The sequence below is a fragment of the Sulfitobacter sp. genome (genome assembly GCF_036960155.1).
Taxonomy (GTDB): Bacteria; Pseudomonadota; Alphaproteobacteria; order Rhodobacterales; family Rhodobacteraceae; genus Sulfitobacter.
On record NZ_JBALWB010000025.1, the window covers coordinates 11,452 to 30,498 of the forward strand.

Genomic DNA, 19,047 nt, shown 5'->3' on the forward strand with positions numbered 1-19,047 from the left:
TCGAAGCGAGCCTATTTCTGGTGCAGAAATCTTTCAAGAAACTGCCGATGCGAAGCCGACATAGGATCGTAGGTTAACGGCAGCTCCCAGCCCAAAGCGGACATGGCCCTTAGACACATCGAGCGGAAAGCGGTCATTGGCTGCGGGTACGATTGAATCAACGTTTCGAGTCGTAAGCAGTCATTTACTGGTGCATCAGGGACGTTGTTAAAGTTATGCTGGGGGATTGCATCCGCTCGGCAAGTCCAGTGGGTTTCGGGGCCATTCGGCAAGTCCAGTGGGTTTCGGGGCCATATCCACAATGTTTTTGCGTAAACAGGTTTATTGTGGCACGACAGCCTAGCGGCTTTGCTAATTCCACGAATTAGCGACCAGACCAGAGCTTCAGTCACGCAACACTAATCTGATGTGGAAAAATGAAGTAATGGCGATCTTTCGGATAAACTCTGCACTTGATATTGGCGATGATATCACTGTTTCCGGCGACCTTGATTTGGCAGCCGAAACGTTGGACGGAGATGGGCTGTCGCTTCGAGAAGCTTTGCTTTTTGCCGATGCCACGCCAGAAGCGGACACGTTGGTGTTCGCGAGTAACCCTGGAGAAGCATTCGCGTCAGGTGGCCTAATTCGTCTCAGTGAAACCTTGGAGTTCTGGTCAGATGTAACTCTCAATGGTGATATCAACGGGGACGGCATCGCTGATATTACGATCAGCGGCGACACAGCCGGAGATGACCTTCTCACCACTTTGCCGACTGGGCAAAGCGTCACGGCGACGACCAACACAAACAGCGACGACAATGTGCAGACAATCTTTGTCGGAGACGGTGATGTCGTTCTTAACGGGGTCCTGATCACAGGTGGCAACAGTGTTGTAGCCGATGCGTTTGCTGTTCCTATCGCTGGCGGCGGTGGCGTCGAGATCGCCGTTGGCGCGTCCATAGACCTGACCAACAGCACGATCGCGGGCAATGTCACCAGTGGCTATGGGGGTGGTGTTTTAAACTATGGTACGCTGAACACGACATCAACTTATATCGCCGCAAACGCTGGTATCGGAGGCGGTGTAGCAAACTATGGCACTGCACTGTTCACAGGTACGACGATCGAAGGGAATTCAGGCCTTGCCTATGGTGCTTTCTACTCTGGAGGTTCGGCAGCATTCGTAAACAGTACAATTGTCGGCAACCAAAGCGACTATGGTCTTGTTTTTGGCGATGTAGTGGATGCGGGTGGTGGAATCTCTTTTGTTCACAGCACGATAACGGGTAACTCGGGAGGATTGGCATCCTCTTCTGGCGGTGCTGGCGCTCTACTTCAGAACTCGTTGGTAATCGGGAATGGCGGTTTTAACTTTTCCGGAGCGTTACAAGCAGGAAGCGCAAGTACCCATATCGGAAATTTCCTCGGTCTACTAACGGACGATGTTAGCCTTTTCTTTGCAGATGTTGTGGATGGCGTTGCGCAAGCGGGCGACAATGGGGGCCTTGTTCGAACCGTTGCCTTGCTCGATGATTGGCAAAACCCCGCCGTTGATGCGGGGGACGCGAACAACAGCGCTCTACCGCCAACGGATGCACTTGGAAATGACCGCAGTGTCGACTTCCCTTCCCCTTTCGAAGATCTAACTCCGCGTCCTGATCTCGGCGCGTTTGAGCTTCAAATAAATCCTCTACGGCCTTTACCTGTCATCACGACGGATTTGAGTGCCCCTGACAGTTTGCAATCCTTCGTTCTGACGCTTGATTTTGGTATGGAGGTCAACGGCTTTGACCTTGCCCGTCTTGATCTGACGAATGCGACGGTTGTCGGAGAATTATCTACAACAGATTCCCACGTGTTTCAGGTGACGCTGCTACCGACGGCGCCCGGTCAGGTCATCGTTGATCTGCTTGATGGCGTTACGGGTGCTAGCTCTGGTCTGGCAAGCTATCCGACCCCTGCGATAACATTAGATGAATTCGACTTCGCGATTCCCGTGGTCACGATAACAACCGACGCGGATCAAAGCGTGTTTGGATCTGACATCGAGGTCACGATTTCTTTTGATCGAGAGGTAAGTGGATTTGAAGCCTCTGACCTTGTCATCACGAATGGAGAGCTGCGCGGTCCACTTGTTCAAATCGATGCCACAACGTATAGCGCGACCGTTCAATATGGCGGATTTGCGGAAGTCCAGATTGAAGTGGCCATTGGTGCAGTTCAGACAGAAAATGACGTGACGAACACCGCGGGCGCGTCAAAGACTATTACAATCATCGAAGAGCCTTCATTGCGGGTGTCAATTAATGCGAGCGGCAGCTCTAACACGGATGGGCAAACCTCCCTTGAAGAGGCGATTGCATACGCCAATTCCAACCCTGATTTCAGCGCCATCACCTTTTCTGAAGTGCTGTTTGGCCGAGAGATCATTGGCATTGATCTGCTTTTGGCATCTGATTTGTCTATTTCCGGGGACATCGATGGCAACGGCACTGCAGATGTCTCCATCAGCGGCGCGGGCTTTGGCAGTATATTCGACATTCAAAGCGGTGCGTCGGTGTCGCTCGAAGCATTGCAACTGGTTGATGGCTATAGCGAAGGCACGATGGGTAAACAAGGCGTGGGTAGCGCAATTGAAAACCACGGCACATTGACGTTGGAGCGCGTTACGATACTTGGCAATGACGCCCAAGGCGCTACTGGTTTGACCGGCGTTACTGGGGAAAATGGCAGTGATTTCATATTCAATCATCCTAATCCGCCGCATAAACGCTTCAACCCACCGTTTGACGGCGAAGAAGGTGGCGATGGGGGGCTAGGTGGAACTGGGCAACATGCCGGAGCAATTCTGAATTACGGAATGATCGAGGTTTCCGACAGCTGGCTCACCAGCGTTGCAACCGGGGCAGTTAGCAATTTGGGGTATGGCGAAAACACGGCGTCCGGTGGTACAGGCGGCATCGGCGGCGTTGGCGGAATTGGACACGAAGGGACCCATGCTATTATTCGTCATCCTATTGACCTTTCGGTTGCCGATGGTGGATTAGGCGGAACAGGTGGCGATGGGGGGCTCGGTGGTCAAGGTGCAAGCTCAGCTGAAGGCATAGTGAATTTTGGACAGGCCGTGTTTAACACCCACATTGTGGGGCAATTGGGATCATCTACTGCGTTTGCGGGTGTCGGCGGGTCCGGCGGCTATGGAGGTGAAGGGGGACGAGGCGGCGAAGGGATTACAAAAGATGTGTCCGACTATATGATCCGGATCATTACAGTTAATTTTGTGAGTAACAATGGTAGACCACCTACCGAGGCAGAGTTAGAAGGCATTCGTCATTCTTGGGCCGAGGGTGCGGGTGATAATAGCTACAGACAAATCTATGGAAACGATAAAATTCACCAGTACGGTTCGGCGGGAGACACAGCTGGTGTTTTGATGAACATCGACGATGGAACCGGCTCTGCAAATGTTGCGGACAGCATCGTGTACCTGCATTCCGCGATCAGTTCTGCGCATGAACGCGAAACGCCGATTGTTACGATCAACGTAAACCGGCTAGGTGACCTGAGCGAAGCAGTCAGTGTCGGGGTCAGGGTCGTCGCGAGCGGCCAAAACTCGGTAAGCGCTGCAGATTTCGTTGGTGGCGTACTCCCACAAAGCACAATTGCGTTCACCTCTGGTTCGGATACCGATTCCAGTTTCTCATTCGAACTTGTTGCAGGAAATTACGGTGAAGGTGTCGAAAACCTGACCGTCGAACTGTTCGATCTACAAGACGAGACCGGTGGCCCAACAACGGCACTTGGAACCAGCGCGATCCACATTGACGTGCAAGACAATCTAGTGCGTGAGACGATTGACAGCTCGAACGTTGCCCATTGGCACGAACAGACCGTTACATTTTTTGAAAGCGGTGAAATCGAGACCGCCGACTACGTGATGGATGATGGGACAACACGGCATCAAGCATACATTGTTCAGGATGATGTGCTGGTACAACGCGTGACGTATGATGGCGAGGGCGCGTTCAGTGGCAACACTTGGGCTACAAAAACCGATACTCTAAACAATAAGCGACAGGTCGAGACCACCGATTACGTGATGGATGATGGGACAATACGGCATCAAACACGCAGTTTTCAAGATGATGTGCTGGTACAACGCGTGACGTATGATGGCGAGGGCGCGTTCAATGGCAACACTTGGGCTACAAAAACCGAAAATCTGAACAGTCAGCAACAGGTCGAGACCACCGATTACGTGATGGACGATGGAACAACACGGCATCAAACGCGCAGTTTTCAGGATGATGTGCTGGTGCAACGCGTTACGTATGATGGTGAGGGCGCGTTCAGTGGCAACACTTGGGCTTCAAAAACCGATACTCTAAACAGTCAGCTACAAGTCGAGACCACCGATTACGTGATGGATGATGGAACAACACGGCATCAAACACGCAGTTTTCAGGATGGTGTGCTGGTGCAACGCGTGACGTATGATGGTGAGGGCGCGTTCAGTGGCAACACTTGGGCTACAAAAACCGATACTCTAAACAGTCAGCTACAGGTCGAGACCGTCGATTACGTGATGGATGATGGGACAACGCGGCATCAAGTACGTACTTTTCAGGATGATGTGCTGGTACAACACGTGACGCATGATGGTGACGGCGCATTCAATGGCACCTCTTGGGCTACAAAAACCGATACCTTCGATTTCAATAACGCGATCACCCAGCGCGACTATTTAATGGATGATGGCGATACAATTGAGATTACCTACTCGGATGGGCAGATATCGAAAAAGATCTATACAGATGTGAATGACGATTCAGATTTCTCAGAGAAAATCGAAATCTATAGTGTCAATGGCGAGCTTGTTGATACGCAAATCACGTGGGACATTTAAGCTGACCGAGTGGACGCTCGTCGAATAAACATGCGTGCGCAAACCAGTTCCGGGTTAGACAGGTTACGCGAACAATTTTTGGTTACTAAAAGATAATTGAATTACCGCGAATTTCTGCTTTGACGTCCTACTGCTACAGCAATTGAAGTAAAGGTCGAGTGACCGCTCCGGGCCGTTCGCGCGACTTTGCAAAGTACACTAACTGCGCATACCGTAATCGTTATCACAGCCCCAATATGGCGGGTCCAGATAGAACAATGTCTGTGGCCGTCGTAGCGCGTGATGAACGCGGCATAATCCAGACATTCAATCACAACGCCTGACAAGCGGCTATGCAGGTCTTCGAGCATCGGCTCCAATGTCGTGAGGTTGAAGCGGTCTGGTCGATCTTTAGAGACCCCAAAGTTCTTGCCGGAAACTTTCCTGCCAAATGCTGTGCGCTGTAGATAGAGGAGCCGGGCCGCGCGCTCTATGTCCATTAGAGTGTCAGGTCGCTGCGGATGCGAAGGCTCGGCTCATCTCATGAAGAGGTAAATTTTCAACATAAACTGCTGTGTGGGAGCAGTGAAAATCGGCTTCGAGCTGCCTAATCAAGCTTCTAGGATACCGTGAACGACCGCTATTTTGGAGCGTGGCAAAACTGGCCAACACTAATTTGGATTTTTGAATTGAATCAAAATGACACGTCTCATGCAGCAATCAACGACGTGCGTTACCGGACACTGGCAGGCCGTCTTCGTTCAACGTTTACGGGGCGCATCTGGGGCGCACGCGGAACCCTTTACAGCTCTTTTCAGTATGTGTTTTGTTTGAGCATCATATTGAAGAAATAGCAGAAATTTGATTTATTCAACTTAATGGTGTTCTGCTTTTTGGATAATTTACCAAAAAGTAGAAGTGGAGCTAAAAGTATCATGTCGCAAACAATTCAAAAACCAGTACAGATCGTTTGTCTCACAGGATGCCGGCTGACAAAATGGAAGGGGCGCGTGGTGGGTGTCGCGTCTACGCTTGGTGCGGTGGCGCTGTGTATCACAACCACAGGGGCCGCAGCCGCAGACAATTGGCCCAACGTCTTTGGCGACACGATAACCGATCTGGGATCTCTCCCCGACCGACCAAATAGTGCTGCTCTAGTCATAAGCGCGGATGGGAGTGTCATCGTCGGGCATTCTAACACAGCTGTCTCCTGGGTAGATGGCAGTACAACAGCCACAGACCTCGGTACTTTTACTCCTGGACTGGAAAGCCGTGCCACAGCCGTAAGCGCGGACGGGACCGTCATCATCGGAACTGCTAGCGGAGACCGCCAATCTAATAAAGCCGCTTCTTGGGCAGTCGGAGACACAACAGCGACTCATCTCAGAACTTTCGGAGGATCGTTTAGTGACGCCCGTGGCGTAAGTGCGAATGGCAGCATCATCGTCGGAAACGCATACCAAAATACGGGCACTGACCGTGCGACTGCTTGGGTGAACGGCAGCACAACGGCCATCGACCTCGGAAGGTTAAATGGAAGGCGGAGCGCTGCTTATGGTGTCAGCGCAAATGGGAGTGTCATCGTTGGGTCTATTGACAATACTGCAGCTGCTTGGGTGGGTGAGAGCAGAACAGCCACCAAACTGACAACTATTACCGGAGGCGAAAGCCGCGCCATCGCCGCGAACGCGGATGGGAGCGTCATCATCGGGTATGGATACGTCTCGGGAGAACGCACGGCAACCTCTTGGGTAGATGGGAGCACGATGGGCATCTATCTCGGCGATCTTGGCGAAGGTAATAGTTATGCTCGGGCCTTGAGTGCGAATGGGAACGTTATCGTAGGAACTGCTGACACAACTGAGGGGACTACCCACGCAGCCGCTTGGGTGGATGGCAGCACAACAGCCACTGATCTGGGAACTCTCGGCGGAGCAGATAGCGCTGCCACGGCCGTAAACGCGGACGGGACCGTCATCGTTGGAGAAGCTAGCATAGCTGAAGGGGATAGTCATGCAGCGGCTTGGGTAGATGGCAACACAACAGCCACCGACCTAGGAACTCTGGGCGGAACAAATAGCGTGGCAACAGCCACGAGCGCAGATGGAAGCGTTATCGTCGGAACTTCTGAAACAATCTATGGCAATGTTCATAAATACCATGCCTTCATTTGGAAGACCCAGATGCAGGACCTCGACAGTCTGCTTCTATCGTTCCCAACACTGGCGAATGACACTGAGATTGCGTCTGTACAACAGCAAGCAACCGCGTCCCTCTTGATGGGCTCAACCTGTTTGGCTGAGGCCGGATCGGGCTGCCTGCGTATTGATGGGGTGGCCAGCAGTACGGGTGCAGACGACGCAGAAGATATCGGATCGCGCAGCAACAGTAACGTGATCTTCAGCTACGGGCGCGGGATTAGCGACCAACTCACCATCGGCGGTTCATTGGCGATCAATGGAACCAGCCTGCACAACAACGGCTTTGACCAAGACACCGGATTTGGAGGCAGTCTATGGTCTGAATATAGCGCGGGCGGCGCCGCACGCACTGGATTGCAAGCTGGGGTTGCCATCAGCCAAATTCAGGGTAGTTCTGACATCTCCCGTGGTCGTGGCATCGAAAATGTCATGTTGGCCACTGGAGAGGCTGATTTGGAAACAACGTCTGCGCGCGCCACACTGGGCTATGGTTTCCAGCAGCAGAACTGGTTGCTGACGCCACGCGCTACAATAGAGCATTTTGAAACCCGCAGGGGCGCCTATGCCGAAACCGGAAGTGATTTCAACGCCACCTATGACCGCCTTGCCATTAGCCGGACCACAATAACGCTAGAGATGAACGCAGCGCGCAAGGTTTCAAAACACGGAACCCTATCACTGGGCACTGGTCTGGAACACGATTTCAGCGCAGACCGTGCAACCCTTACAGGCACTTCGGATCTTGCTGGCATACAGGACTTCTCAATCTCCAGCACAGTGGAACGTCGTAAAACACGTGGCTTTGCAACCGTCGCTTACACGCATGATTTTGGCAATAATCGCGCCCTCACCAGCTCCCTGCGCGTCGGGCAAAGTACGTTCGGTAGTGATCCACAGGTCCGCGCGGGCATAAGCTTTGCAATGGGTTTCTAATCACTATCCCCTTCAAAAGGCCCACCCCCGTGCTCATCGCCGGGGGTGTCACGCTATTGAACACTGACATGCTGTTGATCGAAGCAACTGATTTCGTCTTCTGATCACGCCTCATATTTCTTGGAAAGGCCCGCACTTTTTCGGGCCTTTTTGCTTTGGTGGGCCGTAATATCATCTAGATAGTCTCTGACATCTGCTGGTTCAGCAAAACTATCACTCGCTATCATGCGTCACTCATAACAATTGGGCACAATCCAAACACTGAACTTTTCGTTAACGTCAGCCCGTGGCCTCTACAAAAAGGAGGCCGCGCCGTTGTCTCGTACCGCTTCAAAGGAGGTGGTTAAAGAACGGAAGTCGCTCCTATTTCAAGCTTCACCAGCCCAACATAATCCGGTTTTCAGCATGACCTCGGACAGATTGCGGATGCCACTCGTCGAGCGATGTACGCAGTCACCTGAGCCATTCGACGAGTGACATCGCATTGTACCACGCATCCGGAGGAACGTATTGGCTAAGGCCTTCGCACGCTTTCCATCCTCATTTGTCGGATCGGGACATGTCACACCACGCAACGTGAAGCGTGTTTCGCCAAATTCGATTTCATGGCCTGAGTAGGCCCGAGCACCGCCGATTGCTGCCAGCGAAGACAAGCCTTCCTGAGCACCCGCACCATTATAGGGAGCCAAAGATAAAACGAGTAACGTAACTAACATCCTGAGGTTTGACATAAGCCCAACTTAACGGCGTGTTTCTTTTCCGGCAATGTGACGGAGTCTACCTTAAACGATCCATCAGGGTTGAGGCCGTAGAACGCAACACAGCACCTCTCATGAGCTTGGCAGAGCCGTACAAGAAACGCCATCCCTGCGCTTAACAGCGTCGGAGGGCTGGTCGCTTTTGTACCCTAGGGAAGGTATTGGGGCGCTACCGTTGCCACGCGCGCCACAAGCGCATTGTACTCTCGCACGACATTGGAAGACGTTTTTGTGAGCGCGATCATCTCTTTCAACGACATACCCTCTGTCAAGTTCACGTTAAACTCATTGTTTGCAACCAGAACCTCACCGGTTTGCGCGTCAACAAAATCAACCCATCCCAATATCACTGTTTGGATATATTCGGAGTTATGCCCTCGGAAACCGCCTCCACGAAGTGACAGCGAATAGATCGTAAGCTGAACCCTCACCTCCCGCTCACCTCCTTTAGAGGTCGGGATCATGTTGCGTTCTAACGCGCGTTTGACATCTGCCTGCACCTTTGCCCGGCTCAACCCGATATCTGCCCGAGGAAATCGGCCCTCCTCAGAGTTGTGGTACTTCAAGGGTACGCTTCGCTCACCTTTTTGAAAGATACGTACCGACACGGAACTTACCCGAAAGCTTGTATTAAACTCCACTGGTACGGGCGGCGCAACACACCCTGCCAGCACTACAAGGCCAGCGAAAAACATCACCAGACGAAAAACCACAACATGCCTAAGGCTTTGCGTTTGGAAGTTAATACAAGAGAAAATCATAGCGCCGGAATCCAATATGTGACCGCAAACCCACCCGCAACGGTTGCCCCTGCAGACACTGCAGACGAACGTTCAGCCAGTACGACAGTCTGTTTCTTGACCTTGTTAAAATCAGCCCATTCCCGACGCGTGTATTTACAACTGGACAAAAACGGCCCCGTCGAGGTGCCGCTGGCACGATAATTCCCGCTGCAATTGATGCTGGTATCACCTGCGCCGCCTAAACTGGCGTAGACGGCATAACCTACCGTCAGATTTCCGTAGAAGCTGGCTTCGCCCCGCATCCCATTGGTGCAGATCAATTTGACAGTTGCTTTTTTTACTCTGGGCGGGCCGCCAGCTGCTTTTCCAGTGCACCGGACCGTACCGCGCGTCGTTTTGAAAGTTTGCTTGGCAGCTGTGCCTTCTCCCGTTGGGCCCGCCAGCGTCTGCCCCGAAGAACTGACAACCGCCACAGGTTGCGTGATGGAAGAGGCCGTTTTGGCGGCGTCCAGGGGTATTGCGATTGGCGCTACCACGATCGCGATGGGCACGAACCCAATCACGCCCCCGCTATTTTCACACCCGGAGGTCAAGCACAACAAAGCGCCAGCAAAGATTAGATTTTTCAATGGAAAGGCCTTTTGGGTTACGCCCCCAAATTGCTTGGGCTTTGAAATGACCTTGGCGCGTTTTAGTTGTTCCGGCAAGGAAACTATCGTTGAGGCCATAACGGTGTGGATGGCTCCTGCTCCAATCGGTGGCAATGCGCAAAAATACAGGTGTGGTTCGGCTCTGTAGAGCTTTTGCTCGTTTGTTGGGATCAATTCCACTTGCAGCGAAGTTCACATCACCCACAGACCATACAAGATTAGCCCGACTGAAATGGCCAGCAATATCCACCCAGGGTGTCGTCCTTTGGTTGCCCAGAAATTGCCGAGCGCGCCATAGATGTAGAAGATGGCCACAATCTTCGCGAGCATGGATTGTTCGGGCAAGCTGAAAAATTGCGGGGCAACCATAAGGCCCACACCACCAAGGAACCAACAAAAGGTGCTGAATTGCATTAAAACTGCCAGTAGGCGTCTTGTTGAGGCTGGTTGTGATGCACCCTCAAAGAATGGACCAACAATATTTCTTTGAATGAGTATGCCATGAACAACAGAGACGAAACTGCCGATACTGCCTGCTATAAAGAATGCCAGTGGAGCTGAGATCATTGAAGTATCCTTACAGACGTAGAAGGGTTGAAAACGGACAGCCGTAAGTAGCTTGGATCACGACGAAACGCCGAGATTGATCTTATCAAATTCGGCTCGCCACTTCGCGCCCTTCTCGGTCGCGCGACCAATTGCGGGTGTGCCCATGGCAAAGGTGCCAATATCATTTATCTCCGCAACATTGGCAAAAGCGCCCCAAAACCCACTTTCAATCTCTCGCATCTGAACCCAAACTCGGCTGATGTTTTCGAAGGAATAGTCGGACCCTTCCGCATCCAGAACAAGCTCGGTAGCCCGCTTGCTCAGATATTCGCGTGAGGACTGCATTAAGGGGCCGTGAATTCGGGGGGCACCTTCCGGCACTGTCAGCGTAATCCGATAGCGCGGCTTTGCAGGCGCTGTCCCGCCGACATTAATTGCGCCTTTCGGGCGTTGATCCACAAAACACCACGTCAAAGACCGAACATACTCATTATCGGGGGCACCCTCACCTTTGATAAGTGCAGCAGTCAGGTCCTCTATCAACCCCTCTAGCTTGGGTGGTGATATTGAGCCTTCTTCCATCGTGATGTCGATCATTGGCATAGTGTTTCCTTTGCGAGAGATTTTGAAAGCATAACGACTTCCAAACACTACTGTATGGTTGAGCTCTTTATTGCCTCTGTCAATACACTTATGTATGGTCGTTTCATGAAGGACAGATTGAGCAAAGAGGACTGGTTATATCACGGGTTGGAGGCCCTCTCTGCTGAGGGTGTGAATGGGCTCAAAGCCGAGGTCTTAGCAAAAAGCTTAAAGGTCTCACGAGGTAGTTTTTATTGGCATTTCAAAAATATCGGCTCGTTTAATGAAGAAGTCTTGAATCTTTGGGAGACACTGGCCACTCGCCAAATAATGGAAGAAATTGACGGTAGCACTGCTAAACCAGACAGGCTATTTGCCTTGATGAAAAAGGCATTCAAGTCCGATTCAAACCTTGAAAACTCTATTCGAGATTGGGGTGCCCGCGATCCAAAAGTTGCTAGCAAAGTTAGTAGCGTTGATGAGATCCGGGTGGGCTTTATTCGAAAACTTCTCTTACAAGAAGGTATTCCCTTGGTCCAAGCCCAACCGCGCGCTTCTTTCTTGTACTGGGCCTATTTGGGGCAAAAATTGGCTGTCAATAGTGAGGCAGCCTCAAACGAACAACTAAATGAAATCTTCAAAATACTGACCACGTTCGATGGATAAAAAGTGGCTCCAATGGGCACTTCATCATGGGGCTCGAAACGGTCACTCGCTGCGGCATGTCGAAATAGAACTCCCTAGCTAGAGATGTACCGACTTGTATGGGACACCCTCAAGAGTGCTGTAAGTCTCAAGGCCATGGCGCTCAAGAGCCAACAACATATCGGAACTGAGCAGCCCCTCAACGGTCACGGCAATCTCGTGCATGTCTTCCACAATTCGAACAATCACGCCGTCGACAACTATCCTGTGAACGCGGTATTCGTCGCTGTCGCTATCAGGTTCAATTACACTATGAGGGATTGGCGGCGTGAAACGAGTGTCGAATAGCTCTGGGTCGATAACATGGCCACGTTCAGCGAACTCAAGTCTATATTTTTCGGCATATTTATCTTTTCGTGCCGAGCGGCCTGCACGGACGACCTGTTCTATGCGCCACAAATCATTGTAGCTCTCATCTTCACGCACCAAGACCCATCTTTTAAATGGCTTGGTATCCGCAGCAAACCATGACTTCGTTTCTAAACCCAGTTCCCATCTCGTGAGGTTCTCAACAATCATTTTCGTAGGATGGTGTATAACCTGCCCGCCTGAGCAGACTATTTTTCTGTTTGAGATATCTACCTCAGTTTGGTGATCGTATAGCCAGCTTGGTGCCGTCTCCCCCTGTGTCACCACGCGGTGGATTGAATGATCGGAAAGGCACAAGCGAAAGACAAGAGTGTTTTTCTCGTCGCGGCTCTCTGGATAGCGCAAGCCTCCAATAATAAATATCTCATCACCGAAAAGCGTTGCGCTATGAAAATCAGTAGGTGGGAATACGTCGGTTGGGTAACCGTAGATTTCGACAGCCCCGTCAGGTCTCAGGATCACAACGTCGTTGTAGATGTAAAAGTCGGGATCATAGCTATCCTCATGTTCCCCGCCGATGTAAACGACCGACCCGTCTGGAAGACGTGTTTCTGACTGCCCAAAACGATCAAAACACCAGCCGGGTGATTGTTTTTCCTGAAACCCTGCGGCTGCGTGCGCCGTGATGGGGCAGACCCTTGTCCGGATGAGCCAAGACCAAACATCATTTGTTTGGATCTCAGGGTTTGCATTGCCTCTTATGGGCGATTGCCAGTTGTGAAATTGTGCAACAACGCCACTAGGTGCTTCTAGTTCTTTTTTCATGAATTTTGTCGGCTTTCCCGACGGCATGTTATTTCGTGAACACGATCTACATCAACTTCCCACACAAATTCAACCAATGAACAAAGCGTTCAGTGCAGATATTCGTGTGATTTACAGCAAGGGTCATTTAGGCCTCAACGTAGACAATCGTTGCGATCATCAGGTTCATGCGATGCAACTTGAACGGCAAAGGGCTGCTATGCAGGCGAAGTTGCCGTTGCGACCAAATCTTTCAGCGTCCACTTACCCTCACTTCACCCTATTTTAGCGCAACCAAACACTGTTGCGGTCCCTCTTCTGCGAAATGCGCGCGACATGCGTTGACGAAATGTTGGACCAAGCGGCGGGGGCGCGTTTTGCTGTATCCGATTGAGAGCGTCAAAGGTGGCAAGGGGTCGGAGATGGGCAAGCTTACCAACGATGCCCCGCAATAGCTTTGTTGGGTCAATGGCTGCATGTTCAAAACCGCACATCCATGGCCTGCACTGACGAGGCTTCGGACCATCTCGGTTGAATTGGCGTAGGCGGCAATTGTTATGTCATTCGCGTGGGCATCGAACAGGCTTTGATAATATGGGGCCGCGACGGGGCGGTTGAGAACGACCAAGGGTTGTCTGGCAATCTGCGCCACAGTGACACTGGACTGTCTGGCAAAAGCATGACCCGCAGGGACAAGACAATAAGCTGGGGCTTGTATCAAGACATCAAAGTCAACAGATGGACGGACACCTTCGCTCACAAAAAGAATGGCGTCATAGCGCCCCTGCAGCAATCCGTCTTGGGCACTATCGTTGTCGCATTCATCAAGGTGAAGGGTGATACTATCCCATTTGGGAACAAAACTCGCAAGGATCGGCGGGAGAAAGGCTGGCGCAATTGGTGCATAATATCCGATCCGCAATGTCCCGCTAAGCGCTTGTTTTAGATCCGTTCCTTCGGTCAAAACAGCAGCGTAGTCCTCAAGCAATCGCTCGAACTTTTTGGCGACATGCCGTCCGCTGGCAGTGGCCTCAATCCCGCGTGATCTTTGCCGGATGGTGAGCGTAAGATCAAAGGCGGCTTCGATCTGATCAATCGCAGCCCCAATCGCTGAGGCTGCGATGTTAAGCTCGGATGCAGCCTTGGAAATATTCCCATGCCGCAACGCTGTTGTGAAATATTCCATCGCCTTGAGGGAAATTGCCATCATAACCTCCAAATATCAGATTTAGTTAATCTCATTAATCTGTTTTTCATGCATTCTTCTTTCTGTCAAACAGAGCGGTATACTCTGACCGAAAGGCAATTCAGATGGATCAGGAGCCTCTTAAAGGTTGGAACCATGTTCCCGCCGTCCCGCTTAACGTATCGCCGTTTTTCCGTTGGCCATTGCGCCCTTTGGAGATGCTCACTTGGGTGTGGAACTCTTGGTTTCTGATCACCGAAAAACTCATCATTGTCGGCATCGCCATCATATCGTTCTATCTATTTCAGCCCCCGCTGGAAGAAACCAAAACGCTGGCCGCTGGTTGGATTGCACAGATGTACATCCGCAACCTGATCCTGATGATCGCCGTTGCGGGCGGGCTGCATTTGTATTTCTATACCTTCACCAAACAGGGCAAAGAGCTACGCTATGACCCACGTCCGCTGATGAAAAATGGCCGTCAGTTTACCTTAGGTGGTCAAATCAAAGACAATATGTTCTGGACATTGGCCAGCGGTGTCACGATCTGGACCGCCTATGAGGTGCTGATGTTTTGGGCATTGGCAAACGGTTATGCACCAATGCTCACATGGGCAGCGCATCCGGTTTGGTTCGTCGCAATGTTCTTGCTGATCCCAATTTGGGAGAGCTTTTATTTCTACTGGATTCACCGTTTCCTGCACATTCCGTTTTTCTACAAACACGTACATTCGCTGCATCACCGCAATATCAATGTTGGGCCGTGGTCCGGGATGTCGATGCACCCCGTGGAACATGTGATCTTCTTAGGCTCTGTCTTGATCCATTGGGTTGTTGCTGCTCACCCCGTGCACATCCTGTTTCACTTGCAATACTACACGCTGACGGCGGCCACGACGCACACGGGCTTTGAGGGGTTGGTCGTCAAAGATGAAAACAGACTGGCTTTGGGCACGTTCCATCACCAAATGCACCACCGCTATTTTGAATGTAATTACGGCTCGCTGGAAATCCCATGGGACAAATTCTTTGGGTCATTCCATGATGGTACAACCAAAGCCGACGCGCTTATGAAAGAACGCCGCAAACGGATTATGGGGAACTAGAACATGACAGCACTAACCGTCAAAGACCTGTTGGAGGCAAAGGGCAAACGCCAGCTTGCATATGTACAGGTGGCCAGAGAGGAAGAGGCGATCGCAGCCTCAGAGGCAGGTATGGACATGATCGGCACCGCCTTTATTCCAGAACATGCGCACTTTGCCAAAGCTGTCCCCAATTCGCATTTCCAGTTTGGGATGCCTTGGGGGAAACACGCTGATGCGACTGAGGTTTTGCGCGATGCAATGGCTGCAATGCAGGCTGGTGCGCAGTCTGTGTATTGCGGCATGAGCCCCCAGATCGTTGAGGTGCTCGCGCGTGAAGGCGTGCCAGTGATCTGCCACGTGGGATTGGTCCCGCCAAAAGCAACGTGGACAGGCGGTTGGCGCGCTGTTGGTCGCACGCTTGCGCAGGCCAAGATGGTTTGGCAGCAGGTGCAGGACTTTGAAGCTGCCGGAGCTTTTGCCGTCGAGATAGAGGTCGTGGCAGCAAACCTAGCATCAGAGATCACAAGGCGCACGTCACTGCTGACGATCTCATTGGGATCGGGGGGCGGGTGCGATGCGCAGTATCTTTTCTCGGCCGACCTACTGGGTGAAAACAGAGGCCACATCCCACGCCATGCCAAAACCTACCGAAACTTCGCTGCCGAGCGTGACCGCCTCCAAACAGAACGCGTATCAGCGTACAAAGAATACATCACAGACGTCACAAGTGGCGCGTTTCCGGAAGCTGGTCATGTGGTGAGCATTGACGAGGACGCACTCCAAAAAGTCTGGGGCACGTAAAGTCAAAATGGTTCCAAAACGGACATTGGCCGTTATGCGAAGTACAGCCTGTGACGTTTAAATAATAGTGCCCGCGTCCTTGTCTCGTGCCGTCTCAAAGGACGTGGGTAGGGTGCTGCTGAGACACCGCGTTGTTCGTCGGCTTGGTTGGCAAAACGGGTGCGCAAAATGTATTCCGGCCCCTCGCCCCACCGTCACCTTTTCTTAAACGGACCGCCCCCTGCTTGGAACATCACACGGCGGCCATGCTTGCCCCTGCCCGTCAGTTGTCATGATCTCATGATCATCGGCGCCCTTTGCTCAGCAACGAGGGTGAGTTTCTCACGTTTCTTAAGACACATCCCAATAACACAAACGCCCAAAATTGCCGTCCACGCGAACCAAGTCTAATGACCGTTCACAGCCCAAAGCGGCACTCAATAGTTTTTTCCAACAAATATAAGACATGGTTTTTGGGGCGACGCCGGCTATCAATTCAATTGGGTACACCTTACTTTGAAAATCGATGATTTTGAAGGTTTTCAATGGGGCAAAAAGGCTTCAGATCTGATCATGATTTTCTTCGGAAAATGCCACTATAATAGTGAAAATATAACACATCCCTATATTTCAATGCCCGCGCCCCGCACATAGCAGAGCTTGACGGCTAAACCGCCGCGAGTATCCGGTTCCCCTTGGGATCTAATACGCTCACGATCCAAACCGGACACATGCCTATTAACTGTGTCCAACCCGTATCGGACATCAGACATGTGGCTTTTATTCCCGCTTGCCCGCTGCTGCAGTACACGCAGAGTGTAGACGTTGATCCAAGGAAAAAAGGGCTGTCGTTTGAAATTGCATTTGCATTTTGATCACGCGGTGCCCCTCTAGTTTGACCAAAATTGGACTGGTAGTTTGACCAAAAGTGGACTGGGCCGTTGATGCAATCGAAACTGCGCGAACTGGAAATTATCTGCTGCTTCGGAATGGACGCCGCAATCTATGTTCCAAATCAAACAGTGTTGATCGGCGGCACTGCCCCTACAGTTCCCAAGGTGCGAACTTCAAAGCCCCCTGCCCGGTTTTCAGAACAGCTCTTTGGGACTTAAACTTGAGGTTCAATATTAACATTACTGCCCAGTCTAAACCCTGGGTTGAAAGTTTACATAATTATAGACAGTTGCCCTGTTAATCTTTAGCATTCCCTTAAGGGCAGCCGAGATAAAAGCGGCACAATTCGTTTCTTCCATAAAATTTGATACCATTTACCTTCAGGGGACTTTCACCATGGCTATAATCAACGGCACAAACGGTAACGACGGCAGCGCATTTTACGGTGGGGCTGGCGACGATTTCATCAGCCTCTTTGACGGCCAAGATTTTGGCATTGGCGGCGGGGGCATCGATACCATCCTTGGTGGGAACGGCGACGACACTTTTTATGGGGTAAGCGATTTTGGTTTTTTTGCGCCAGGTGAACGCTATGACGGTGGTTCCGGCTATGACCAGATGTGGCTCGCCGGCTTTTATAGCGACGAGTCCAGCTCAAGCAGCCATTACATTAACTTAAACTCCATTACCATTTCTTCAGTCGAGGAATTCAGGATAGGCACTGATGCCGGAACGGTATCGGCCTCGATAGACGCCAACCTGCTGACCTTTTCCAAGGTTCAGGGTTATGTGTTTGCGGACGTATTCCAACGGGCAACGTTCACGGTAAACGTGACTGGCGCGAACACGAACCTGTCTGGATTGACAGTTACAGGTTTCAGCGAGCAAGCCTCGAGCCATGCGTTCTATATTCAGGGGCGGTCTGTCGCAGATCTGATTACGGCACCAAACGCTGAAGGCATCCGGATCTATGGCAATGCCGGCAATGACACGTTGATCGGTGGCACCGGCAAAGACGTGAACTTTGGCGGGGACGACAATGACCTGATGTTTGGCTTGGACAACGATGATATCCTCATTGGCGGCTCGGGCAATGACACGATGTATGGAGATGCTGGTAACGATACGATGTATGGTCAGAACGGTTTTGACTTTGTCGCCTATGGAGGCCTCGGGGTGGGGGGCGTCACGGTAGATTTGTCGTCAAACACATCTTCCGGAATAGCTGGGGTCGATTTCATCGGAACTGATATCGAAGGGGTGATAGGGACGTCTTCCAACGATAACATCTATGGCCGCGACCAGAACAATGAGCTGCGCGGCGGTGACGGTGATGACGACATTCGCGCAACCGGTTCGGCCGTGGATGGCGGCGGAATCATAAACTCGGATACTTTGTCCGGCGGCGATGGCAATGATTTGCTGCGCGGCTCTGACGGCAATGACGATATACAAGGCGGCGACGGCGATGACTTCCTGCGCGGCAATGGCGGCAACGACACGCTCAACGGCAACTCGGGCAATGACTTGATCAGTTACCTTTATGCCACCGGCGGGGTTACGGTTGATTTGCAGGCCAACTCTGCCAGCGGTGCAGATGGCAATGACGTGTTGATCAGCATCGAGCAGGTGTCCGGCTCCAACTTTGACGACTCGCTGTCGGGCAGTACCTTTAACGAGCAGTTCTTTGGCAACATCGGTGACGACACAATCGACGGACGCGGCGGCAACGACACGGTTTACGCTGGATCCGGCTTTAACACTGTCTTCGGCGGGTCGGGCAATGACGTGATCTATGGCGGCAATGATTCTGAAGTCTTGCACGGCAGCACCTCGTCGAATGGCAACTTTGCCACCACCGATCAGGATTCGATTAACGGCTACAGCGGCGACGATGCCATCTACGGCTCGAACGGCAATGACACCTTGCGCGGCGGGGATGACAACGACTTTATCCGCGGGCACCGGGGCAATGACATCATTGACGGCGGCAACGGT

General features: G+C 51.8%; 13 protein-coding genes and 1 pseudogene. 6 read left to right on the forward strand and 8 right to left on the reverse strand.

Going from position 1 to position 19,047, the window contains the following annotated elements:
- Positions 1-424: 424 nt before the first annotated feature.
- Entirely contained in the window at positions 425-4,888 is a 4,464-nt protein-coding gene (locus tag V7775_RS24095; protein WP_335754484.1) for a beta strand repeat-containing protein, read from the forward strand.
- 210 nt (positions 4,889-5,098) lie between these two features.
- On the opposite strand, the pseudogene V7775_RS24100 reads toward V7775_RS24095, so the two are convergent.
- Positions 5,099-5,379: pseudogene (locus tag V7775_RS24100) on the reverse strand (DNA adenine methylase); the annotation flags it as partial.
- Positions 5,380-5,802: 423 nt separating this feature from the next.
- On the opposite strand from V7775_RS24100, the gene V7775_RS24105 reads away from it, so the two are divergent.
- Positions 5,803-8,001 carry an autotransporter domain-containing protein gene (locus V7775_RS24105; RefSeq protein WP_335754485.1) on the forward strand — a complete coding sequence of 733 codons (2,199 nt, stop codon included), beginning with the start codon at positions 5,803-5,805 and terminating at the stop codon, positions 7,999-8,001.
- A 368-nt stretch (positions 8,002-8,369) separates the two neighbouring features.
- On the opposite strand, the gene V7775_RS24110 is transcribed toward V7775_RS24105, so the two are convergent.
- From V7775_RS24110 to V7775_RS24130, 5 genes are all read right to left on the reverse strand, one after another.
- Entirely contained in the window at positions 8,370-8,732 is a 363-nt protein-coding gene (locus tag V7775_RS24110) for a hypothetical protein (protein WP_335754486.1), read from the reverse strand.
- A gap of 176 nt (positions 8,733-8,908) precedes the next feature.
- Complete coding sequence (locus V7775_RS24115; protein ID WP_335754487.1) at positions 8,909-9,520, reverse strand: hypothetical protein; 612 nt, start codon at positions 9,518-9,520, stop codon at positions 8,909-8,911.
- Positions 9,517-10,230: a hypothetical protein gene (locus V7775_RS24120; RefSeq protein WP_335754488.1), complete on the reverse strand. Its 714-nt coding sequence runs from the start codon at positions 10,228-10,230 to the stop codon at positions 9,517-9,519. Before V7775_RS24120 ends, V7775_RS24115 begins: the two co-directional genes overlap by 4 nt.
- Before the next feature lie 114 nt (positions 10,231-10,344).
- Entirely contained in the window at positions 10,345-10,719 is a 375-nt protein-coding gene (locus tag V7775_RS24125) for a hypothetical protein (protein WP_335754489.1), read from the reverse strand.
- A 57-nt stretch (positions 10,720-10,776) separates the two neighbouring features.
- Positions 10,777-11,304 carry a hypothetical protein gene (locus V7775_RS24130; protein ID WP_335754490.1) on the reverse strand — a complete coding sequence of 176 codons (528 nt, stop codon included), beginning with the start codon at positions 11,302-11,304 and terminating at the stop codon, positions 10,777-10,779.
- 105 nt (positions 11,305-11,409) lie between these two features.
- Here V7775_RS24130 and V7775_RS24135 point away from each other — a divergent pair, with 105 nt between their 5' ends.
- Positions 11,410-11,949, forward strand: a complete 540-nt coding sequence (locus tag V7775_RS24135) for a TetR/AcrR family transcriptional regulator (protein WP_335754491.1) — start codon at positions 11,410-11,412, stop codon at positions 11,947-11,949.
- A 78-nt stretch (positions 11,950-12,027) separates the two neighbouring features.
- Here the strand turns inward: V7775_RS24135 and V7775_RS24140 are convergent, their stop codons facing one another.
- On the reverse strand, positions 12,028-13,122 hold the full coding sequence (locus V7775_RS24140; protein WP_335754492.1) for a hypothetical protein: 1,095 nt from the start codon (positions 13,120-13,122) through the stop codon (positions 12,028-12,030).
- Between the two features lie 259 nt (positions 13,123-13,381).
- Entirely contained in the window at positions 13,382-14,308 is a 927-nt protein-coding gene (locus V7775_RS24145) for a LysR substrate-binding domain-containing protein (RefSeq protein WP_335754493.1), read from the reverse strand.
- A gap of 104 nt (positions 14,309-14,412) precedes the next feature.
- On the opposite strand from V7775_RS24145, the gene V7775_RS24150 reads away from it, so the two are divergent.
- The 3 genes from V7775_RS24150 to V7775_RS24160 all read left to right on the forward strand — a co-directional run.
- On the forward strand, positions 14,413-15,393 hold the full coding sequence (locus tag V7775_RS24150) for a sterol desaturase family protein (RefSeq protein ID WP_335754494.1): 981 nt from the start codon (positions 14,413-14,415) through the stop codon (positions 15,391-15,393).
- A gap of 3 nt (positions 15,394-15,396) precedes the next feature.
- The gene (locus V7775_RS24155; RefSeq protein ID WP_335754495.1) at positions 15,397-16,176 is read left to right on the forward strand and encodes a 3-methyl-2-oxobutanoate hydroxymethyltransferase; all 780 of its coding nucleotides are present in this window, start codon (positions 15,397-15,399) and stop codon (positions 16,174-16,176) included.
- 1,269 nt (positions 16,177-17,445) lie between these two features.
- On the forward strand, positions 17,446-19,047 hold a 1,602-nt coding region (locus V7775_RS24160), incomplete at its 3' end, for a calcium-binding protein (protein ID WP_335754496.1).